Origin of the sequence: Streptomyces sp. NBC_01471 (genome assembly GCF_041438865.1) — a bacterium.
Taxonomy (GTDB): domain Bacteria; phylum Actinomycetota; class Actinomycetes; order Streptomycetales; family Streptomycetaceae; genus Streptomyces.
On sequence record NZ_CP109450.1, the window covers coordinates 5,888,870 to 5,911,799 of the forward strand.

At 69.5% G+C, this 22,930-nt stretch carries 14 protein-coding genes and 1 pseudogene; 6 read left to right on the forward strand and 9 right to left on the reverse strand.

Annotation, left to right across the window (positions count from 1 at the left end; genetic code table 11):
- Positions 1–6: 6 nt before the first annotated feature.
- The gene (locus OG285_RS26390; protein WP_371792425.1) at positions 7–6,771 is read left to right on the forward strand and encodes a polymorphic toxin-type HINT domain-containing protein; all 6,765 of its coding nucleotides are present in this window, start codon (positions 7–9) and stop codon (positions 6,769–6,771) included.
- A 615-nt stretch (positions 6,772–7,386) separates the two neighbouring features.
- On the opposite strand, the pseudogene OG285_RS26395 reads toward OG285_RS26390, so the two are convergent.
- The 5 genes and pseudogenes from OG285_RS26395 to OG285_RS26415 all read right to left on the reverse strand — a co-directional run.
- A pseudogene (locus OG285_RS26395) lies at positions 7,387–7,848 on the reverse strand (tyrosine-type recombinase/integrase); the annotation flags it as partial.
- A 591-nt stretch (positions 7,849–8,439) separates the two neighbouring features.
- Positions 8,440–9,225 carry an SAM-dependent methyltransferase gene (locus OG285_RS26400; RefSeq protein ID WP_371792426.1) on the reverse strand — a complete coding sequence of 262 codons (786 nt, stop codon included), beginning with the start codon at positions 9,223–9,225 and terminating at the stop codon, positions 8,440–8,442.
- A 483-nt stretch (positions 9,226–9,708) separates the two neighbouring features.
- Positions 9,709–11,202, reverse strand: a complete 1,494-nt coding sequence (locus OG285_RS26405) for a sodium:solute symporter (protein WP_371792427.1) — start codon at positions 11,200–11,202, stop codon at positions 9,709–9,711.
- Positions 11,199–11,432: a DUF3311 domain-containing protein gene (locus OG285_RS26410; protein ID WP_371792428.1), complete on the reverse strand. Its 234-nt coding sequence runs from the start codon at positions 11,430–11,432 to the stop codon at positions 11,199–11,201. Before OG285_RS26410 ends, OG285_RS26405 begins: the two co-directional genes overlap by 4 nt.
- A gap of 271 nt (positions 11,433–11,703) precedes the next feature.
- Positions 11,704–12,657: a DMT family transporter gene (locus OG285_RS26415; protein ID WP_371792429.1), complete on the reverse strand. Its 954-nt coding sequence runs from the start codon at positions 12,655–12,657 to the stop codon at positions 11,704–11,706.
- 469 nt (positions 12,658–13,126) lie between these two features.
- Between OG285_RS26415 and OG285_RS26420 the strand changes: the two genes are divergently transcribed.
- Positions 13,127–14,266, forward strand: a complete 1,140-nt coding sequence (locus tag OG285_RS26420) for a serine hydrolase (protein ID WP_356825286.1) — start codon at positions 13,127–13,129, stop codon at positions 14,264–14,266.
- A 44-nt stretch (positions 14,267–14,310) separates the two neighbouring features.
- Here OG285_RS26420 and OG285_RS26425 read toward each other — a convergent pair whose 3' ends face one another.
- The 4 genes from OG285_RS26425 to OG285_RS26440 form a co-directional block, all read right to left on the reverse strand.
- Entirely contained in the window at positions 14,311–15,198 is an 888-nt protein-coding gene (locus OG285_RS26425) for a PhzF family phenazine biosynthesis protein (protein WP_371792430.1), read from the reverse strand.
- 29 nt (positions 15,199–15,227) lie between these two features.
- The gene (locus tag OG285_RS26430; RefSeq protein WP_356825282.1) at positions 15,228–15,563 is read right to left on the reverse strand and encodes a MazG-like family protein; all 336 of its coding nucleotides are present in this window, start codon (positions 15,561–15,563) and stop codon (positions 15,228–15,230) included.
- Positions 15,564–15,593: 30 nt separating this feature from the next.
- Complete coding sequence (locus OG285_RS26435) at positions 15,594–16,052, reverse strand: lamin tail domain-containing protein (protein WP_356825280.1); 459 nt, start codon at positions 16,050–16,052, stop codon at positions 15,594–15,596.
- A 141-nt stretch (positions 16,053–16,193) separates the two neighbouring features.
- Positions 16,194–16,952 carry an SDR family oxidoreductase gene (locus OG285_RS26440; RefSeq protein WP_356825278.1) on the reverse strand — a complete coding sequence of 253 codons (759 nt, stop codon included), beginning with the start codon at positions 16,950–16,952 and terminating at the stop codon, positions 16,194–16,196.
- 94 nt (positions 16,953–17,046) lie between these two features.
- Between OG285_RS26440 and OG285_RS26445 the strand changes: the two genes are divergently transcribed.
- From OG285_RS26445 to OG285_RS26460, 4 genes are all read left to right on the forward strand, one after another.
- Positions 17,047–18,324 (forward strand): multidrug effflux MFS transporter, encoded by a 1,278-nt coding sequence (locus tag OG285_RS26445; RefSeq protein ID WP_371792431.1) that lies wholly within the window; start codon positions 17,047–17,049, stop codon positions 18,322–18,324.
- Positions 18,325–18,524: 200 nt separating this feature from the next.
- Complete coding sequence (locus OG285_RS26450) at positions 18,525–19,613, forward strand: beta-ketoacyl-ACP synthase 3 (protein WP_371793626.1); 1,089 nt, start codon at positions 18,525–18,527, stop codon at positions 19,611–19,613.
- Positions 19,610–20,836, forward strand: a complete 1,227-nt coding sequence (locus OG285_RS26455; RefSeq protein ID WP_356825272.1) for a beta-ketoacyl-[acyl-carrier-protein] synthase family protein — start codon at positions 19,610–19,612, stop codon at positions 20,834–20,836. Before OG285_RS26450 ends, OG285_RS26455 begins: the two co-directional genes overlap by 4 nt.
- A gap of 4 nt (positions 20,837–20,840) precedes the next feature.
- Entirely contained in the window at positions 20,841–22,736 is a 1,896-nt protein-coding gene (locus OG285_RS26460) for an acyl-CoA dehydrogenase (protein WP_371792432.1), read from the forward strand.
- Positions 22,737–22,930: the final 194 nt, after the last annotated feature.

Below are 22,930 nucleotides of genomic sequence, written 5' to 3' on the forward strand. Positions count from 1 at the left end.
ACCCATATGAGAAAGCGAACACCCCGGTTCTTCCGCGCTTCGCGGCAGCGGATATCCCTCGTGTTGTGTGGCGCCCTGGCGGCAGGCCTCCTGCAGGCCACCGCCCTGACCGAGGAAGTGGCAGCGGTGGAATCGGCCAAGGCTCGGGTGTCCTCGGACAGCCCGGTCAAGGGCACGAGGGGCAGCGAAGCTGAGCCGCGCGCGGTCACCAAGGGGCCACGAACCCCCGCAGGAGTCCCGCGTCATTCGTGGCCAGGCGCCACCACGAAGATCCTCGCTCCCACGACAGGGCGCGGCGCCGGTTCCAAGCCGCCGAACAGTGCCGACGGCGGCCTGATCAAGGTCGCTCCGGTGGCTCCGCACGGGGCGAAAGGTCGCCTCGCGGGGAAGCAGACGGGCAGTGCCTCTCCCGGGGCTCCTGGGCGGGTGAACGCCCGGGTCCTCAGCCGGGGCCAGGCGCGGAAGGCGGGCGTCGAAGGACTCGTGTTCGCGCTGACGCCCATGGACAAGGGCGGCGTCGGCGAGGGACCTGTATCCGTCTCGGTGGACTACGACACGTTCTCCGGCGCGTACGGCGGTGCCTACTCCTCCCGGCTTCGGTTCGTGCGCTACCCGGCGTGCCTCCTCACCAGTCCGGAAAAGCGGTCTTGCCGTACCGCGACCCCGCTCGCGGCCGACAACGACACGACGGCACACACGCTCACCGTCCCGGCGATGACTCTTCGAAGCGGCGGGCCGACGGTCCTCGCGGCCGCCGCCGCGCCGGCGGGGGACAAGGGAGATTACAAAGCCACCTCCTTGTCGGACTCGGGTTCCTGGTCCACCAGCCTGAACTCCGGTGATTTCAACTGGTCCTACGACATCACCGTGCCCGACACCCCCGGTGACCTCCAGCCCGATCTGAAACTCTCCTACTCCTCCGGGGCCATCGACGGCCGTACCACCAACACCAACAACCAGGGTGCCTGGGTCGGGGACGGGTTCGATCTCGGGACAGGTTCCATCGAGCGCCGCTACAAGCCGTGTTCCGACGACGGAGTGAAGAACGCGGACGGCAGCAAACCCGGTGACCTGTGCTGGGCCTACGACAACGCCTTCCTCAGCTTCAACGGGAAGGGCGGCGAACTCGTCCCCGTGAGCAAGGACGAGTTCAAACTCAAGCAGGACGACGGAACGCGCATCGACCGGTTGTACTCGACGGCGCGGGGCAACGGCGACGCCGACGGTGAGTACTGGAGGCTGACCGACCCCAGCGGCGTGCGCTACTACTTCGGATACAACCGCCTGCCCGGCTGGGCCGCCGGCAAGGACGAGACCAACTCGACGTTCAACGTGCCCGTCTTCGGCAACAACGCCGGTGAGAAGTGCCACCAGGACGACTTCGCCTCGTCCTGGTGCCAGCAGGCATGGCGCTGGAACCTGGACTACGTGGTGGATACCCATGGCAATGCCATGGCTTACCACTACGAGAAGGAGTCCAACTCCTACGGTCGCAATCTCAAGGAGGACGACGACACCTCCTACACGCGCGGCGGTTACCTGACGCGCATCGACTACGGCCTGAAGTCGAACCGGATGTTCGCCGACAAGCCGATGGCGCAGGCGGTGTTCACCAGCGCCGAACGGTGCCTGCCGGAGACCGGCGTCACCTGTGCGGCGTCGACGGTCAACGACAAGTCGTTCTACTGGTACGACACGCCCTGGGACCTCAACTGCGACTCCGGGGCCACGTGCGACAAGGGGCGCCTCGCACCGACGTTCTGGACCCGCAAGCGCCTGACGGGGATCACGACGCAGGTGCTGAACACAGCCGGCGGCTATGACAGGAGCGACTCCTGGGCGTTCAGTCACCGCTGGGGCATGGCCGACACGGACTACCAGCTGCTGCTGGAGAGCGTGCAGCACACGGGGCAGTCCGCCTCGCCCGCGGTCACCCTGCCCAAGACCTCCTTCGCTTACGGCCAGTTGGCCAACCGGCTGGACAAGACCGGCGACGGCTACGCACCCTTCATCAAGGACCGGCTCACCAGCGTCGACGGGGAGACGGGGAGCAGGACCGACGTCGAGTACTCCGATCCCGTGTGCGACTGGAAGACTCTGCCCGCACCGGAGAGCAACACCACACGCTGCTTCCCACAGGTCCTGGACCAGGAACAGACCGCTGACGCACCGGACGTGCAGTGGTTCAACAAGTACGTGACCACGGCCGTGACGGTCTCGGACCGCACCGGCGGCGCACCCGACCAGATCACCCGCTACGCGTACGAGGGTCCTGCGGCCTGGCACTACGCGGATGACGACGGTCTCACCAAGGAGAAGTACCGCACCTGGTCGCAGTGGCGCGGCTACGGACAGGTCCACGTCAGGAGCGGTGGCCTCGATTCCATGAAGTCGCAGCAGGACAGCTTCTTCCTGCGTGGCATGGACGGAGATCGCAAGGACAAGAGCGGTGGCACCAAGCCGGTGAGCGTAGCTCTGGGCACAGGCGAGGGTGACCCGATCACCGACCATGAGGCACTCGCCGGCTTCGCCTACAAGTCCGCCACGTACGACAAGCCCGACGGGAAGATCCTCACCAAGTCCGTGAGCCGCCCCTGGCACCACGAGACAGCCAAGAAGGTCCGTGCCTGGGGCACGGTCACGGCCGACTTCATCGGCACCGCCGAGGCACGTACCTGGACCAGCCTCGATGATGGCGCAGGCGTCAAATGGCGGACGACGAACACCGAGACCACACAGGACACCGTGGCCGGCCGCGTCACCGAGGTGAACGACCTCGGCGACACGTCTACGCCCGACGACGACCAGTGCAGCCGAACCACTTACGCCACCAACGCGACAGCGAACATCCTCGACACTGTCGGCCGCATCGAAACCGTCGCGAAAGCCTGCACCCAGACACCCGACCGCACCAAGGACGTCATCTCCGACGTCCGTACGGCCTACGACGGCGGCGCCTACGGCGCCGAGCCCGTCAAGGGCGATCCCACGGGGACCGCCGGGCTCAAGAGCCACACCGGGACCAAGGCCACGTACCTGGAGACAGGCACGACCTACGACGCCTACGGCCGCCCGCTGGCAGTGAACGACCTGACAGCCGATGTCACCGTAGACGGGGCATCAGCCCCCGTGCGTACCGCACGGGGCGACGGCCGTACCACCACGACCGCCTACAGCCCCGCAACCGGCAGGGCCACTCAGGTCAGGACCACCAGTCCGCCCGCGAAGGCCGGGGACAGCACCACGAGTCTCACGTCCGTCCAGGAACTGGACCCGGTCAGGGGCCAGGTGATCAAGGAGACGGATCCCAACGGCAACACCGCGGAGACGCGTTACGACGCCGCGGGGCGGACCACCGAGGTGTGGGAACCAGGGCGCGCCACCACCAGGGTCCCGAGCTATCAGTTCACCTATCAGGTCGCGGACGGACAGCCCACGGTCGTAGGAACACGGAAGGTCAACAACAACGACGGGCAGACGGCCCCGGCCTACACCCTCTACGACGGCCTGCTGCGCGAAAGGCAGACTCAGGATCCAGGTCCGGACGGCGGCAGCATCGTCAGCGACGTCTTCTACGACGAACGCGGCCTCAGTACCAAGACGTTCGCGCCGTATTTCACCACCGGTGGACCGGCGAAGAAGATCTTCCAACCCGAGGACGCCCTCGCGGTGGAGTCGCAGACCCGCACCGACTACGACGGGCTCGGACGATCCGTCCAGAGCAAGCAGATCGCCGGCAACGGGGACGGCGGGGCGGTCCTCAACACCACGAAGACGGTGTACGGCGGTGACCGCACCACGGTCATACCACCGGCCGGCGGGACCGCCACCACCACCGTGACGGATGCGAGGGGGCACACCACTCAACTCCAGACGCTGCATCAGCGCGCCCTCGGTGCGGCCGCGGACACGACGCGCTACGCGTATGACGCACGGGGGTCCCTGAAATCGGTCACCGACCCGGCTGGTAACAACTGGACCTACGCCTACGACCAGATGGGCCGCCAGACCAAGGCGGCAGATCCGGACAAGGGGGCTACCGAGACCGTCTACGACGACCGTGGGCAGGTCGATCACACCAAGGACAGCCGAGGCGTTCTCCTCTACACCGGCTACGACAACCAGGGCCGCAAGACCGAGTTGCACGAGGGGACCCCTGGAGGCACTCTGCGGGCGAAGTGGACGTACGACACGGTGCCTGGCGGAAAGGGGCTCCCGGCTGAATCGACCCGTTACGAGGACGGGCAGCCGTACACCTCGAAGGTGACCGCCTACGACGCACTGAGCCGTCCCTACCGGACCGCGGTCGTCATTCCGGCGGTGGAAGGGGCGCTGGCCGGTACTTACCAGTCCGGCACCCTCTACAAGCCCTCCGGTCTGGTGGCCGGTACCTCGTCCTCGCCCGCGGGGGCTCTGCCGGGAGCAACCACTGTCTACAGCTACGACGACACGACGCTCTGGCCGACCGGTGTCACGACGGACGGCATGTCCGGGAAGACCACCTACACGCACGTCGGACTGTCTGACACCGTGACGCTCGGCCTGTCCGGGGGCACCCGGACGACCGAGATCAAGAACGGCTACGAATGGGGGACCCGCCGCCTCGCCTCGTCCGTGGTCTCGCGGATGGAGCAGCCGGGCATCGACCGCAGTGCGGTCTACCACTACGACGAGGCCGGCAACGTCACCTCTGTCGCGGACACCTCCCGCACCGGCGCGGACAACCAGTGCTACGGCTACGACTACCTGGGGCGCCTCACGGATGCCTGGAGCCAGGCGTCAACTGCTTGCAGCGCCACTCCGGGCGCTGCGGCGATCGGGGGAGCCGCCCCGTACTGGCAGAGCTACAGCTATGACCTGACCGGCAACCGGACCGCCGAGACGGATCACGATCCGGCCCACCGGGTGGGTAAGGACACCCGTCACGAGTACAGCTATCCGCCTGCCGGAACATCGCAGGCGCACAGTCTCGGCGCCGTGACCACGTCCGGGCCTGCAGGCACGTCGACGGACAAGTACACCTATGACCAGGCCGGCAACACCAAGACCCGTCCTGGTCAGACCCTGACCTGGGACGCCGAGGGTCATCTCGCATCCGTGGCCGAGGGCGGCAAGACCACCCAGTATCTGTACGACCCGGACGGAAACCGGCTCATCGCCCGGGCACCTACCGGAACCACGCTGTACCTGGGCGGGACCGAACTCACCCTGGCCAAGGGGGCCGACAAGCCCAGAGCCACTCGCTACACCGACCTCGGCGGCGGCAACACAGCCGTCCAGGACGACGACCGCACCTTCTCCTACACCATCCCGGACCACCAGGGCACCGGCCTGCTCGCCGTCGACGCCACGAACCTTGCCATCCAGCAACGCCGCACCAGCCCCTTCGGTGGTGCTCGGGGCAGCGCGCCCGCGGACTGGCCGGGATCGAAGGGATTCGTCGGAGGCACCGACGACAGCGGCACGACCGGCCTCCAGCACCTGGGTGCCCGCGAGTACGACCCCGCCACCGGCCGTTTCCTCTCCGTCGACCCGGTCATGGATCTGACCGATCCGCAGCAGATGAACGGCTACACCTACGGCAACAACAACCCGGTCACGAAGAGCGATCCCGATGGATTGAAGCCCACTGGCATGTGCGGGCCTGCCGGAATCTGCCCGGACGGCACAAGGGAACACTTCAAGGTCAATGATTCCGGAGTGTGGACTCAGGAACTGACCACGACACATCAGAAATCCCGGAACGATGGAAGCACTGAATACACCAATAACCACTACGTAAATGGAAAGGTCGTGGCCAAGCAGTTTTTGACGGTCAGTGAGTCGGGGGAGATCTATTACGGAAAGCTGCCCGAACGCGGGAACCGTTATCTTAGGATATTGAGAGACACTTTCGATTTCCTGGTATTCGACACCAAGCTGGCCTCGAAGTGCGCCGATGAGATCACTGCGGAATGCGGCTGGTTGCTAGCTGATCTCCCCGTCGGGAAGATCGCGAAGGTGGCCAAGCTCGAGAAGGCGGGCAGGGTCGCGGAAGTCGCGAAACACTGCAAATGCTTCTTGGCCGGCACGGACGTCCTCATGGCTGACGGTTCGACCCAGGACATTGAGGACGTAAAGGTAGGCGACAAGGTCCGGGCAACCGACCCGGTGACCGGGAAGACTCGCGCCCGCAAGGTGACGCGCCTCATCAGAACCAACGGCGACAAGTTCTTCAACAAGATCTCCATCGCCGCAAAAGATGGCATCACCTCGGTCACGGCTACGGACGAGCACCCGTTCTGGTCTCCTTCGGAACACGCGTGGGTGGAAGCCGGAGACCTCGCTCCCGGCATGACGCTGCTGAGCGATGACGGCTCGACAGTCATCGTCACGGCAAACAAGGCGTTTACGAAGCACGCTCGCACGTACAACCTGACTGTGGACGAGCTGCACACGTACTATGTGCTGGCGGGGGCCACGCCAGTACTCGTCCACAATTCCGGGCCGTGCGGAATCTCGACGCGAACCGAGAAGGCTGGTGATATCGGTAAATACACCGAGGGGCAGAAGACCCGGGATCCAGCGTCGCAGTGGTATCACGAGGAACTGAGCAATGAGGAACTTCTGGATGGGATCAACAATCCTGGTAAAGGGGACGGACTCCTCGTCTCGCGCGACGGCACGATCCTTGGGGGTCATCACCGTTGGGATGAACTCCAAACGAGGGTCAGGGACGGGCGAATTGACCCGGATACGCCAATACGAGTTGACGTCTACGACCCGGAGTAGTGCTTGATGCCTCTGATTCATTCGACTGACCCCGACTTTCGCGTGTGTCAGATCAGCTTCGGTACGCTGCTCGCGATCCAGTTGGAGGCGGAGAGGCGAGGCTGGGCGACTCGATGGTCCTCAGTAGATGCGCTCCGTAGCCAGGTCAGGGATCGCGCCGTCGTCCTCCAGTCGCTGATGCGCGAGGAGCGAGGGGGGGCTGTGTGGGCATACCGGTGTCTCGTGTTGTTCTCGGCCGCGGATGGCAAGGAAGCTGGCGGAATTGCCACGATCGATCTTGATCCGGAAAGGTTCGAATCGTTGGAGCGGCTTGATCGAGACCCGGAAGCTCGGGAGGCATTTGCGCGGATATTCTCCCTTGCGAGCGGCGGGATTTCGATGGTATCGAAGAAATAGCGAGATCCATCAATGGTCAACCATTGGCGGAGCGGTTTGCAGGTCGAGTCGGCGATCTTTCCGTCTCTCCAAATGGAAAGCTGATCTCTGACGCCAAGCGTGGCCGCCCAGCGGGGGAATTCCCCGTTGATAACGGCCGGCGATGAATCCAGAGGCCCCACCGGAATGATGTTCCGGTGGGGCCTCTGGGGTGTCTGACGGCAGTAGTTGACGGCAACGTCAGCGGACGAGGGCCCCGGCGAGGGGTGGTTCGTCGCCGTCGTCGGGCCCGCTGGTGATCTCGCTGGGGTTGCGGAGCGCGTGGCCGAGGAGGTCGATGGCGTCGCGCTGGAGGCGGAGTCGGACGTGGGCGTAGACGGTGGCGGTGACGCCTATGTGGGCGTGACCCAACAGCTCCTTGATGACGACGACTTCCACTCCTTGCTCCAGGAGGAGGGTGGCCGCCGAGTGGCGGAGGTCGTGGAACCGGATGCGGCGGAGTCTGGCCCGGCGGAGCAGGATGTTGAAGTGCCGGGTGAGGGTGGACCCTTCGATCGGGGCGCCGTCGAGGCGGGTGAAGACGTAGCCGCTGTCCTTCCAGCCCGTCCCCGCCGCCTCGCGTTCCTTGCGCTGTCGGTCGCGGTGCTGTTCGAGGGAGCACAGACACGGCGTCGGCAGGGCTGTAGGCCGTTCTGAGCTCTTACCGGAGCCGCCAGTGGCATGGGGGAGGCCACCGCCCGGCGCCTGCGAGGTTGTCGTAGCTCGTGCGACATGCTCCCCGAGGCGGTGGTGCGGGGTATGCCCTGCTGACGCACGTCACTGTGCTGCCGATCGCGGCGGTTACCCAGGGCCCTGCCTCTCCTGGAGCTGCGGGCACCGGGCTCGGGTGCCACCTGCGATCCAGGCTGCTGTCATGGATACAGGTCGAGCGGGTTCCCGCAGTCGCGCCGCGCCCGTATTCCAGCCGAACGACGTGGGCCTGCCCTCCCACGGGCGGCGGCGGGTGCCGGTCGGGGGCCGGGATGGTGTCGGCGAAGTGGTCAGTGGCGCGGACGAGGTGGAGGAGAGGAGACCTCCTCGGCGTACGGGCCTCCCCGGGTACGGGCCAGCCGTACGCCGCCACGGCGAAGCCGGCCGCAGCGGGGTCGGCCGCTCCCGGAGGGTGGTGGAGGCCCTGAGCGAAGCGGGCGCCGGCGCTTGTTCTCTCTGAGGGGGGCACCCTTGTGCCGGGAGCTGTGGCCGCGCTCGGCGCGGCCACAGCAGCTGACTGTTCGGGCTGTTCACCCGTCCCGATCAGGGCTTACGGGCGACCAGTCCCCACTGGTCGACGGCTGTGGGGTTCTCTTCCGTCGGGCGCCAGAACGCGATGGACACGAAGCCCGGTTCGATCAGTTCCAGGCCCTCGGCGCAGCGTGTGATCTCCTCCGGCTCCCGTACGAGATAGGGAGGGTTGTCGCCCGAGTCGTATGCCTCCTGCGCCGCCAGCGTCTCCGGTGTCTTGACGGTGTCGCAGAGCACCAGATAGCTCCCAGACGGCATGCGGGCCAGGTACCGCTGAACCACCTTGATCCCGTCGGCCGGGGTCAGGTGTCCCAGGGTCGACAGCAGGAGCACGGCCACCGGCTGGGAGAGGTCCAGCGTCTTCGCCGCCGCGTCGACCACGGCATCCGGGTCGGACAGATCCGCCTCCACGTAGTCCGTCGTGCCCTCGGGACTGCCGACCAGCAGCGCCGCGGCGTGGACCAGGACGATGGGGTCGTTGTCCACGTAGACGATCCGGGCCTGCGGTGCGAGGGACTGAGCGACCTCGTGGGTGCTGTTCTCCACCGGCAGTCCCGTTCCCACGTCCAGGAACTGGTGCACGCCCAGGGAGGTCAGGTGGCGGACCGCCCGAGCCTGGAAGCCACGCGAAGCCCGCGCGATACCGGCCATCTGCGGGTAGGCGGCGGTCACCGCGTCGGCCAGCTCGCGGTCCACCCGGTAGTTGTCCTTCCCGCCGAGCCATGCATTCCACACCCGCGCGGAATGCGGTATGTCGGACCGGATCTTCTTGCGGAACTCGCCGTCGTCAACAGCCATCATGTTCTCCTACTTGCCTTGCACCGGCTGTAGTTGGCCAGGTGATACCAGGTCGCGCCCACCGCACGACCGTACCCTCGCCTCTGCGGTAAGTTGTCCGGTTTCCGAGCTTCGGGGGAGGTGCCCGCAGAGGAGTGCGACGAGGGGGTGTGCCGGACCGCGGCGTGGCACGCCGCGACCGGTGAGGGTTGATCCTCAACCGGCCGCCGCCGACCTGATGGCTCTGTTCGCGTACGAGGTGAAGCCCCGCTCCGTGCCGGAGCTTCCGCCGAGGTGCTCGGTGCGACGGTGGAGACGGCTCTCGCGTCGATCGGCGGTCGTGCCGCGGTCTGAGGGCCGGGAGGGGAGCGCGCGTTCTGCGGGCACAACAGCCGGGCGGCCGAGGACGGTGAACGTCCCGGCCGCCCGGCGCGCAGTGCATTCAGCAGGTGAACGCCCCCGGCCTCCCGGCGCGCACGCGGGTGCGCAGGGATGTGGGCGCGGTCAGTGGGCCGCTGTCAGCCCGTCCTCCGGGGCCGTCTCCGCGGTGGCTCCGCTCGCCGCCGTGCGCGTGACCGCCGAGACCGCGAACATCACCAGGGTGTTGACCGCGAGGGCGACGACCCCGACGTTGAGGTCCTTGACGGCCTGCGGCAGCTCCGGCAGCAGGCTGCCGACGGTCGCGCCGGTGACGGTCACCGCGCCGACGATCAGGACGCCCACGACGATGCCCGCAGCCGCGCCCTGTTTGCTGACCATCTTGCGCGGTGCCAGGCTGACCAGCAGCGCAGGGAAGAGCTGGGTCACCAGCGAGTAGCCCATGAGCATCAGGTTCACGATGCTGCTGCCGCCGTTGAAGGTGAAGAACAGCGCGATCAGTGCCAGTACGGGCACCAGCAGCTTGGCGAGCCGGCCCACCGACTGCTCCGTCGTCGCCGGGCGGGCGAGCTTGTAGACGTTCTTGGCCAGGCAGGTCGCCGAGGTCAGCAGGAGCAGCGAGCCGGGGACCAGCGCCGTGAGCACACCGGCGCCGCCGATGACGCCCACGAACCACGGGTCGAACGACTTGACCGAGATCCGCAGCAGCGACAGGTCGGCGTCGGCGCCCTTCAGCCCGGGAACGGTGATCAGCGCGGCGAATCCGGCCAGGAAGACGAAGAGCAGGACGAGTTGGTAGAGCGGCATGAAGATGGCGTTCCGGCGGAACACCCGCTCGTTCTGGGCGCTGTAGGAGGCGCTGAACGAGTGCGGCCACATGTAGAAGCCCAGCGTGGACAGCAGCACCGTCGAGACGAACCAGGACGGACTGAGGCCGCTGTGCTGGAGCGTCAGGAAGCCCGGTTTCGCGGTGTCGATGGTGTGGAACATGTGGCCGACCCCGCCGGAGTAGTGCCACGGCAGGTAGATGCCGAGGAACAGGACCACGGAGAGGATCAGGATGTCCTTGAGGACCGCGGTCCAGGCCGAGCCGTGGATACCGGAGATGGTCACGTACACGGTCAGGGCGACCGTACCGATGATCACCGCGAGGGTCTTGGAGATGTGACCGTACGAGGCCTCGGAGACGATGATGCCCATGCCGGTCAGCTGGAGGACGAGGTACGGCACCATCGCCACGACTCCGACCAGGGCGACCAGCGCGCCGAGCAGGGGACTGTCGAACTTCCTGGCGAAGAAGTCGGACTGGGAGACGAGGCGGTGCTCCTTGGCGTAACGCCAGATCGCCGGCAGCAGCCAGTACGACATCACGTAGGCCAGTGCGCCGTAGCACAGGATGTAGAGGGCGGGGCCGCCCTTCCCGTACGCCCAGCCGGAGGCGCCGAGGAAAGTGAAGGTGGTGTAGATCTCGCCCGCGAGCAGCAGGAAGACGAAGGTCGTTCCGAAGCTGCGGCCGCCGACGGACCATTCTTCGAGGTCCATGTCCCTGCCGCGGCGTGCCTGCAGGCCGAGGCAGATCGCGACGAGGAGGAAGCCGAGGATGACGACGAGTGCGGTCATGCCGAGTGCTCCTCCCGGTTGCGGGGGTCGAGCCTGTAGACCACGGCCATGGTCACCGAGATCAGGGCCACCCACAGGACGATCCAGAACAGGATGAACGGCATTCCGAGGACGTAGGGCGTGACTCGGTCGGCGAACCAGATTCCGCCGAGGATCCCGATGAACGGGATCGTCCCGATGAGGGGGAGCAGGGCGCCGCGAACCGGACGGGGTTTGGGCACAGGGGGCATGGGGTCGTCCCGGGGTAGTGGTGAGCGCGTGTTATTCCACTATGCGGAATGATCTTTCCGGATGGTCGAGCGTAGCCGTCGGTGCCGGATCCCTGTCAAGGCTCCGGCGTTGACGGGTTCGATTCAACACTTCGTTGAACTCTCCCTGGTGGGAAGGGGTTTGGCGGGCGGCGGGCCGGGGCGCGCCCCGCCTGCCCAGCCTTCCCCTCAACGGCCCGTCAGCAACCCGTCAGCGACGCGTCCTCCCCTCGGTGTGGGCCCGCCCGGTGGTTCACTTCTTCTTGCCGGCGCCGAGTGCGATACCGGTGATGATCAGCGCCATGCAGACGACCTGCATCCCGCTGGTGGCCTCGCCGAGGGCCAGGTAGGAGACGATCGCGACGAAGACGGGCTGGAGGTAGTAGATGATGCCGGCGCGCGCCGCACCGATCAGGTCGATGGCCTTGTTCCAGGTGAAGTACGCGATGGCCGACGAGGCCACACCGATGTAGAGCAGGGCGCCGACCGTGCCGCCCGACGGGGTGAACCCGCCCTGCACGGCCAGGCTCACCGCATAGGCGGGGGCGAGGAGCACCGTACCCAGCAAGAACGTCGTGAACAGGAACGAGATGCCGGATATCCCCTCCGGCCTGCGGCGCAGGAGCGCGGTGTATCCGGCGAAGGTGGCGGTCGCGGCCAGCATCCACAGGTCGCCGACGGCGAAGTCCATGTGCAGCAGGACCGACAGCGACCCCTTCGACACCAGCGCGATCACGCCGACGAGCGCCACCACCATGCCGACGGCGCGCCGTCCTGTGACCTTCTCGCCACCGCGGCCGATCATCCCGAACAGCACGATCAGCACCGGCGAAGCGGCGGCGATCAGCGCCAGGTTCGTGGCGCTGGTGGACCGTCCGGCCTGGTAGATCAGGGTGTTGAACAAGGTGACGCCGAGCAGCGCGGCCGCGCAGAGATACCGCAAGTGGGTGCGGATCAGGTGGCGTTGCTGCCAGACGGCCCTCGCGGCGAAGGGCAGCACGGCCAGCATCGCGATGATCCACCGCCAGAACGCGGTCTGGACGGGGGCGACGTCCTCGTGCAGGGCGCGGGCGATGACGAAGTTCCCCGACCAGATGAGCGTGGCGAGGGTCGCGAGGACCGGTCCGAGCCACACCACCGCGCGGGCCGGGCGCTCCCCGGCCCCCTCGGCCGGTACCGGTGTCACAGACGTTTCCAGCTCCTGCATCACGACTCCCTCTGTACGGGATCCACGCGATCCACGCGATCCATGTGGTCGTGACGGGACGCCCCCGTGGGCGGCGTACTCATCGAGGAGTCGCACGGCGGCTGCCTGTCCCGGGCGAACTGCGGCTGCGCAGTGGCGATCCGGGTGGCGCACGGTTCTGATCGATCGGGCACGGGCCGGTACGTGGCCTCGGCGCGCTCGTCGATGTCCAGCGCGGACAACAAGACAAATCTCCCTCGTACTGCACAGCTTGGGATGTCCTGTCCGCGCCCCGAACCGACCCATCCTCGCAGGTCCGGACCGCGCCGGGCAACCTCCTTCCGCGCGCACGCCAGGCCGCCCGCGAGTGACCGGAGGGCCGGAGACCGCGGTGGTGCGGTCGCAGGCCCCGTTCGACCGCGTGACGCATTTCGGGTGATCCGCACCCCCCGGCGCACCCACGCACAGCTCCGGTTCGTACGATCCCTCAGTGACCAGCGACGCTTCGCCCTCCCGGCGCGCGGTGCTCGGCTTTGCCGCTGCTGCCGTGCCCGCCGCTCTTCTTGCCACCGGGGCCGCACCGGCCTCGGCTGCCACCGCCGTGGGCGGTGAGCGGCTCGGCCTCGACGGGATACAGGTGAGTCTCGGCGGCGCACCCCGGCTTCCGCACCTTGCCGCCCAGTCGTGGCTCGTCGCGGACTACGAGAACGGGGAGGTGCTGGCCTCCTACCGCGCGCACCGCCGGCTGCCGCCCGCCTCCACGCTCAAGATGCTCTTCGCGGACACCGTGCTCCCCAAGTTCGGCAAGGCGCTGAAACACCGGGTCACCGCTGCCGATCTGGCGGGAATACCCGAGGGCAGCAGCCTGGTGGGCGTCGAGGCCGGTACGTCGTACACCGTCGACCAGTTGTGGCACGGGGTCTTCCTGCGCTCCGGCAACGACGCAGTCCATGTGCTCAGCGCCATGAACGGCGGGGTGCCCGCCACCGTGCGCGAGATGGCGGCGAAAGCCGTCGATTTGCAGGCCCTCGACACGCATGTGGTCAGCCCGGACGGCTACGACCACCCCGGCCAGGTGTCATCGGCGTACGACCTGTCGCTGTTCGCCCGGCACGGGCTGCGGAACACTGACTTCCGGGGCTACTGCGCGACCCGGACCGCCGAGTTCCCCGCCCGGGGCGGCAAGAAGTTCCAGATCCAGAACACCGACCGGCTGCTCGGCGTGTACAAGGGCATGATCGGCGTCAAGAACGGCTACACCACGCACGCGGGCAACACCTTCACCGGCGCCGCCACCCGGGACGGCCGCACCCTGCTGGTCACCGTCATGCATCCGGTGAACGGGTACGACCAGGTGTACAAGGACACGTCGGCGCTCCTCGACTGGGGTTTCCGGGCGGCGGGCCGGGTCACCCCGGTCGGCACGCTCGTCGCCCCGGTCAGCGAGGGCGGACGCCCCTCGGCCGCCCCGGCGCCGGGCCCGAACGCGGCGCAGGCCGGATCCCGTGGATCCGGCGGCTCCTCGTCCTCATGGCCGCTCTTCGGCGCGGGCGGCGGGGCGGCCGCACTGCTCGCCGTCGGCACGGTGGCCCTGCGCAACCGCCGGCCGCGCCGCACCCGCAAGCACTGAGCCGCCCACCGGGGCGGCCGGGCACTGTGCCCGGCCGCCCCCGGTCAGCCGTCCTCCGGGATACGGGTGCCGGTGCCGCTCACCCGGACTCGCGCGTCGCCCGCCCGCAGGGCGACCGCCAGTTCGCCCGGGCGGCCCAGGTCCGTGCCCTGGTGGAGGGTGAGAACCGCGTCCTCCGCCACGAGACCCAGCTCACGCGCGTACGCACCGAACGCCGCGGCTGCGGCCCCGGTCACCGGGTCCTCGACCACCCCGCCCACCGGGAACGGATCCCGGACGTGGAAGACCGTCTCCGACTCCCGCCACACCAGCTGGAGCGTGGTGAGGTCAAGGCTGTGCATGAACGCGGTCAGCCGGTCGAAGTCGTACGCGAGGTCCGCCAGCCTGGACCGGGTCGCGGCGGCCAGCACCAGATGGCGCGCGCCCGCGTAGGCGATCCGGGGCGGGAAGGCCGGGTCGAGCTCGGACCGCTGCCAGCCGAGCGCGCCGAGTGCTTCGTCGAGGTCGTCGTCCTTCACATCGAGGACGGCGGGCTCGACGCTCGTCAGGGTCGCCCGCAGCGCGCCGTCCACCTCGGCCACGGTGACCGGCACCGTGCCCGCGGGGGTGGCGAACAGGAGATCACCGGGGCCGTGCCGTTCGGCGAAGGCGATGGCGGCGGCGACCGTCGCGTGCCCGCAGAAGGGGACCTCGGCCCGCGGACTGAAGTACCGGACGGTGAAGGCCCGCCCCTGCTCCCCGCCGAGTCCCGCCGGCGGCGCGGTCAGGAAGGCGGTCTCGCTGTATCCGAGCTCCGCCGCGATCGCGAGCTGCGCCGCGTCGTCGAGACCGGCCGCGTCCAGCACGACCCCGGCGGGGTTGCCTCCGGCGGGGTCGGCCGAGAACGCGGTGTAGCGGAGTACCTCGGGGCGGTCCTGGGCGCGTGATGTCATGTCCGTCGCCAACCGCCGCGCCGCCGCGGTCATTCCCCGGCGGGTTCCGGCCGGTTCAGGGAGCGGTCCGCGACCCGCTCCAGATGACCGGCGAAGACCCCGGCCGCGTCGGGGGTCAGGGTGCGCAGGGCCACCATCGCCGTCACGATCACATCGCAGAGCTCGGCCTCCACGTCCTGCCAGCTGTGCGATGTGCCCTTGCGCGGATTCTGGCCGGTGGCGCCGATGACCGCCTGGGCGACCTCGCCGACCTCCTCGGAGAGCTTGAGGATCCGGAGCAGGGTCTCCTCATGAGGGGGCCGGGAGGCCGACTCGGCCAGCCAGGCGTGGAGTTGAGCGACGGTGGTCCAGGCGTGTTCGTCCATGAACGGCACCCTGTCATGCCGGTGCGGCGGTCAGCTGGTGACGTACCCCTTGCCGGGGCGCGTCCACGAGACGCTGTCCTTCTTCTTGCCCTTGGAGTCGGTCAGCGTCGCGGTGTCGCGGTCGTTGTTCCACACGTACGCGCCACGCCCCTGGTACTTGGACGCCGTGGTGTTCGTGCCCTTGCCCGTGTACACGGTGACCGACTGGTTCCGCTTGAGGGTGACGCTGCCGAACGTGTAGGTGTGCCGGCTCGCGTCGGTCACCTTCCAGCCCTTGATGCTGACGGTCGACCTGCTCCGGTTCTGGAGCCGTACCCACTCGCCGTTGAGGCTCTTGTTGCTGCGGGTGTCCTTGCCCGGCGAGTCGTACTGGACCTTGCTGATCTGTACGGGCGAGGTGGCCGCCGAAGCGCTCGGGGCGGTGGCGAGCAGCGCCCCCGCGAGGGCGGTGACGAGCAGTGCGGCGGGGGCCGTGGAACGTATGCGCAAGGTGCGCTCCTGGTGTGGGAAATGTGAAGAAGCTTTGAAGTACCGGAGTGTAGAGGGCAGGAGGGACCGCTGCGTCCCCTTTCCGCCAACTCCCCGGACTTCCCAGCTGATCGCACCCCGGACCCGGCCCCGCCGCCCGGCTCAGCCGCGTCCCACGTACGGCATCGCCGTCGCCAGCACCGTCGCGAACTGCACGTTCGCCTCCAGCGGCAGTTCCGCCATGTGCAGCACCGTGCGCGCCACGTCCGCCACGTCCATCACCGGCTCCGCCAGCAGCTCGCCGTTGGCCTGCTTGATGCCGCTGCGCATCCGCTCGGTCATCTCGGTGGCCGCGTTGCCGATGTCGATCTGCCCGCAGGCGATGCGGTACGGACGGCCGTCCAGGGACAGGGACTTGGTCAGGCCCGTCAGGGCGTGCTTCGTCGCGGTGTACGCGATCGAGTCCGGGCGCGGGGCGTGCGCGGAGATGGAGCCGTTGTTGATGATCCGGCCGCCCTGCGGGTCCTGTTCCTTCATGAGCCGGAAGGCGGCCTGCGCGCACAGGAACGAACCCGTCAGGTTGGTGTCGACGACCTGCCGCCACGCCTCGTACGGAAGGTCCTCCACCGGCACCCCGCCGGGGCCCGAGATGCCCGCGTTGTTGAAGAGCAGGTCCAGCCGTCCCCAGCGCTCCCGCACCGCACCGAAGAGCGCCCCCACCTCGTCCGGGGACGTGACGTCCGTCACCACGGGGAAGGTCTCGCCCCCGGTGAGTGCGGCCGTCGCGGCCAGCTTCTCCGTGCGGCGCCCGGCCAGCGCCACCGACCAGCCCGCATCGGCCAGGGTGAGGGCGACACTGCGGCCGATGCCGGAGCCCGCGCCGGTGACCACTGCTGTTCTGCGAGATGTGTTGGTGTTCATGGGGGCGCAGATTACGACAGGGCAGGTCCGGTGCGTGCGCCCGTCCAGGTCCGGGCCGTCTTTACCACACGCTGTGAGCTGAGAGCATGGGGGGATGCCGAAGACCTCTTCCCCGGAGCACATACGCACCGGGCTCCCCACCCCTGCCGTCGCCCGCACCACCGGAATCCTGGTCACTCTCGTCCTCGGCGGGCTCACCGCGCTGCCCGCGCTCTCGATGGACATGTACCTCCCCGCGCTGCCCCAGGTCACGGACGCGCTGCACTCGCCCGCCGCCACCGTTCAGCTCACCCTCACCGCCTGCCTGATCGGTATGGCGCTCGGCCAGCTCGTCGTCGGGCCGATGAGTGACAAGTGGGGCAGGCGGCGGCCGCTGCTCATCGGCATGGCCGTCTACGTCGCCGCCACCGCGGTCTGCGCCTTCGCGCCGAGCGTGGAACTGCTCATCGCCTTCCGGCTGTTGCAGGGTCTGGCGGGCGCCGCGGGCATCGTCATCGCCCGTGCGGTGGTGCGCGATCTCTACGACGGCATGGAGATGGCGCGGTTTTTCTCCACCCTGATGCTGATCTCGGGGGTCGCCCCGATCGTCGCCCCGCTCATCGGCGGCCAGATCCTCCAGATCACCGACTGGCGCGGAGTCTTCGTCGTACTCACCGTGGTCGGCACGCTCCTGACCCTCGTGGTGTGGAAGTGGCTGCACGAGACGCTGCCGCCCGAGCGGCGGCACACCGGCGGTGTCGGGCACGCGCTCCGGACGATGCGCTCACTGCTCGCCGACCGGGTCTTCACCGGCTATCTGATCGCCGGCGGTCTGGCCTTCGGGGCGCTCTTCGCCTACATCAGCGCGTCGCCCTTCGTCGTCCAGGACATCTACGGCGCGTCGCCGCAGATGTTCAGCCTGCTCTTCGGGATCAACTCGGTCGGGCTGGTCGCGGTGGGCCAGATCAACGGCAAGCTGCTCGTCGGCCGGGTCAGCCTGGACAAGGCGCTCGGTTTCGGGCTGACCGTCATCACACTCGCCGCCACGGCGCTGCTGCTGATGACGGCCGGCGTCTTCGGCCATGTCGGGCTCTTCCCGATCGCCGCGGCGCTCTTCGTCCTGATGTCGGCGATGGGCCTGGCCATGCCGAACACCAACGCGCAGGCGCTGATGCGCACCCCGCACGCCGCAGGCTCGGCCTCGGCGCTGATCGGCTCCTCCACCTTCCTGCTCGGCGCGGTGGCGTCCCCGCTGGTCGGTATCGCGGGCGAGGCGACGGCCGCCCCGATGGCCGTGGTCCAGCTGGTGTGCGGGGTGGGTGCGACGACCTCCTTCCTGGTGCTGTGCCGGCCGTGGCGGCGCCGGGCACCCGCGGTGGCCACCACGCGGTAGACGGTCCGGAGCGGCGGCGCGCCCGCGTCCGCCGCCCGGCCGCTCCGCGCCGCAGCGTCGCAGGTCATGACGGTACGGACCCACACTTCGAACGAATGAACAAGGGCCACCCGTTCGGCCCCGTGCTGCGAAACTCTTGCCCCCCGTACGCCGTTCTGCTGCCGCAGACAGCGTACGAAATGAGGGGGGACGGGGTGGCTCTGGTCGAGTCGGTGGCCGGGTGGGTGCCACCGTGGCGCGTGACCAACGACGCATTACCCGCGCACTGGGGTGTGGACGACCACTGGGTACGGAGCCGGACGGGGATCACGGCCCGCCACCGGAGCGGACCCGGCGTCTCCACCGGGGACCTGGCATACGAAGCGGCCCGGCTGCTCCTGGAGCGCGCGGGCCATCCGCGGGTCGACGCGCTCGTCCTGGCGACGGCCACCCCCGACCACCCGTGTCCGGCCACGGCTCCCGCCGTCGCCGCCCGGCTGGGCCTGGGTTCCGTCGGCGCGGTCGACGTGTCGGCGGTGTGCAGCGGCTTCATCTACGGGCTGGCCTGCGCCCAGGGCCTGGTGGCCGCCGGAATCGCCGAGCGGGTCCTGCTGGCCGGCGCCGACACGTACTCCGGCTGGCTCGACCCGGACGACCACAGGTCCGGGGTCGTCTTCGGCGACGGCGCGGGCGCCGCACTGGTCGCCGCGGGCCCCGCCGGAGCGCCCGGCGAGCTGCTCGGCTTCGACCTGGGCAGCGACGGCGCCGGACACGACCTGATCAGCGTGGCGGGCGGCGGCTCCCGGGCGCGGTCGTCGCAGGAGCAGGCCGCACCGGGCGACGGCTACTTCCGGATGCGCGGCGGAGCCGTCTACCAGCAGGCCGTCGAGCGGATGACCGGCTCCTGCCGGGCCCTCCTCGCCAAGCTGGGCTGGGACCCCGGACAGGTCGACCACTTCGTACCGCACCAGGCCAACGGCCGGATCCTGAGCGCGGTCGCCGAGCGGCTGGGCATCGACCCCGCCCGGTGCGTGATCCACCTGGACCGCGTCGGCAACACCGGCGCCGCCTCCATTCCGCTCGCGCTCGCCGACGCGGACGCCAGGGGTGCCCTGCGGACCGGCGACCGCGTGCTGCTGACCGCCTTCGGCGGCGGCCTGACCTGGGGGTCGGCCGCGCTGCGCTGGGCCGGTCCACCCGTGGCCCCCGCCGCCCCCGCCGCTGTCCGGGCCACCGCTTCCCGTTCCCCCGCTTCCCGTACCACCGCCGTGCGGCCCGCCGCGGCCGCACTCTCCGAGGAGCTCTCATGAGGACACCCGAGATCGCTGTGACCGGACTGGGGATGATCACCCCGGGTGGCGCCGGCGCGGCCGAGACCTGGGAAGAGGTCTGCGCCGGCCGTCCCACTGCCCGCCGGCTGCCCGAACTGCGCGGCCTGCCGGTCGACTTCGGCTGTCCGGTGGACGGTGTCGACCTGGACGCCGAGATCGGCGGGCGGAAGACCTGGCGGATGCACCGGTTCGTCAAACTGGCGGTGATCGCCGCCCGGCAGGCCGTCGCCGACGCCGGGCTCGACCCGGCGGGCTGGGACGGCGGCCGGGTGGGGGTTGTCATCGGTGTCGGCGTGGGCGGAGTCTCCGCACTCACCGACAACGCTCTGCGGCTGGACAGCGAAGGGCCGGGCGCGGTCTCCCCGTTGCTGGTGCCGATGATGATCCCCAACGCGGCCGCGGGCGAGGTCGCGATCGCCCTGTCGGCGTACGGACCGAGCCTGGCGCCCGCCACCGCCTGCGCGTCCGGTGCCACGGCCATCGCCGTAGCCCGTGATCTGCTGGCCTCCGGGCAGTGCGACGTGGTGGTGGCCGGGGGAGCGGAGTCGGTGCTTCAGCCGCTCGTGGTGTCCGGATTCGCGCAGATGGGCGCGGTGTCCAGGCGCTGCGACGACCCGGCGGGGGCGTCCCGGCCGTTCGCCGGGGACCGGGACGGGTTCGTCATCGCCGAGGGAGCCGGGGTGCTGGTCCTGGAGCGGTCCGCCGACGCGGCGGCCCGCGGGCACCGGGCACGGGCCCTGCTCGCCGGGGTGGGCGCCACCACCGACGCGCACCACCCCACCGCCCCGGACCCGCGCGGCCGCTGCGCGCAGAGAGCCGTCGAGGAGGCGCTGCGGGACGCCGGCTGGAGTCCGTACGACGTCGGACACGTCAACGCGCACGGCACCTCCACCCCGCTCAACGACGCGATGGAAGCCGCCATGATCGCGCGGGTCTTCCCGCACTGGCCGCCGGTGACCTCGGCCAAGGGCGTCCTCGGGCACTCGCTCGCGGCGGCCGGGGCCATCGAGGCCGCGCTGACCGTACTGACCCTGGAGGAGGGCGTCATCCCGCCGATCGCCAACCTGGACGCCCCCGCTGTCGAGTTCGACCTCAACTGTGTGACCAAGCAAGCCCGCCGCGAGCCCGTGGAGCGGGCCGTCAGCCACTCCTTCGGCTTCGGCGGACACAACGTGGTGCTGGCCTTCCAGCGTGGAGCGTGAGGCAATGACGGCCGAAACCCTGACCACGACCCCTGTGGCCGCCCGCACCGGAGCCGGCGACGGTGGCTCCGCCGTACGCGGTGACCTCGTCCGGGCGCTGTTCGGCGACGACCACCGGGCCGCCCACGGCCCCTGGCGCGCCCTCCTCACCACGGAGCCCTTCCGGCGCAGGTCCGGTCTGGCACCCGATGCGCAACTGCGGCTGGCGTACGAGCGGCTGCGCACCCTCAACTCCACGCTGGACAGCGCCTTCCGGCTGGCCGCCGACCCGGTGTCCCTGGCCAACCTGCACGAGTGGCTCAGCCCGGTCGACACCGAACTGACCACGGTCGCCGGCATCCACTACAACCTGTTCCTCGGCAGCCTGCTGGACCATGACGGCGAGGTACGGCGGGATCTGTCCGACTTCGCGGACCTGACCCGGGTCGGGACCTTCCTCTGCACCGAGCTCGACCACGGCAACGACGCGACGGCGCTGGAGACGACCGCCGCATACGACCGGGCCAGGGACGGATTCCTGCTGCGCACCCCGCACGCGGGCGCGCAGAAGTTCATGCCCAACACCAGTACGGCGGGCGGCCCCAAGAGCGGAGTGGTGGCGGCCCGGCTGCTGGTCGACGGCAGGGACCTCGGGGTCTTCCTGTTCCTGACCGCGCTGACCGGGGCGCGGGGGCCGCTGCCCGGCGTACGCGTCAGGCGACTGCCCCGGCGCATGGGCAGCGTGATCGACCACTGCCTGACCTCCTTCGACGGTGTCTTCGTCCCGCGCGATGCGCTGCTCTCCGGGGTACAGGGCCGGTTCGACGCCGAGGGCGTCTTCAGCAGCGACGTGGTCAACCGGCGCAGCCGCTTCCTGCTGTCGATCGGCCGGGTCACCGCGGGAAAGCTGAGCATGAGCGCCTGCGCGGTGGGCTCCGCACGGGCGGCCCTGGCGGTGGCGGTCCGCCACGGCTCGCACCGGCTGATCGGCGGGGTACGGGCACCCGAGCGGGTGTCCGTCATGGCGCACCGCAGCCACTACGCCCCCCTCTCGGGCGCGCTGGCCACGGCGTACGCGATGACGCTGCTGCACCGCACGGTCCTGCGCACCTGGACGGAGCACGACGGGGCGCGGCACGACGGGGCCGGCCGGGCGGAGGCCGAGCGGCTGGTCGCTCTCGCCAAGGCGTGGATCACCTGGGAGGCGCGCGCTGTCATCACTGAGTGCCGCGAACGGTGCGGAGCGCAGGGGCTGTTGGAGAACAACGGTCTCGCCGCGCTGGTGACCGGCATCGAAGGCGCGATCACCGCCGAGGGCGACAACCTCGCCATCCACGCGAAGGCGGCGGCCGGGATGGTGTCGGGCCACCGCCCGGCGCGGCCGCCCGCCGACCCGGCCGGCCGTGAACTGACCGATCCGGTCTTCCTCCGGGAGCTGCTCGCGGCCGTCGAGTGCGTCGAACTCGACCGGGCCCGCGCCGCGATGCGCGAGGCCGCGCCGGGGGACGCGCTCGGCCGGTGGAACGCGGGGGCGACCGCCGCGCTGCGGGCTGCCACCGCCCACATCCAGCTCCGGGCGGCCGAGGCTGTCGCGGAGGCCGCGGACGCGCTCCCGCCGGGCTCCGCCGCCGGGGAACTGCTGCACACCCTGGGTCGGCTGTTCGCCCTGGAGCGCATCGCGCCCCGGAGCGGTGATCTGCTGAACGAGGGTTTCGTCGAGGGCCGCCACATCAGCGCACTCCCGGCCGAGGCCGACCGGCTCACTGCCCGGGTCGCGAGGCAGGCGCAGGTGCTGACCGGGGCGTTCGACCTGCCGGACGAGTGGCTGGCGGACGTGCCGGTCACGGAAGCCGGGTACGCGTCGGTGTACGACGACCCCGAGGGCCCCTGGCACCGTACGGCCGGGCAGGTGCGGCGGTGAACCGGTTCATGCTGCGCGCGGTTCTGTTCGGGTACTGGGGCACCGTCCATGTGCTGTCGCGTCTGTGCCGTCCGGACCGGGGGTGCCGCCCGGAGGGGCGGCCCGGCGCCGCTTGAGCTTCGGGTACGGCGTCCGGTGCCGGTTCCCGCCGGGTGAAAAAACCTTCCCTCACCGCGTAACCAGAAGATCATTCA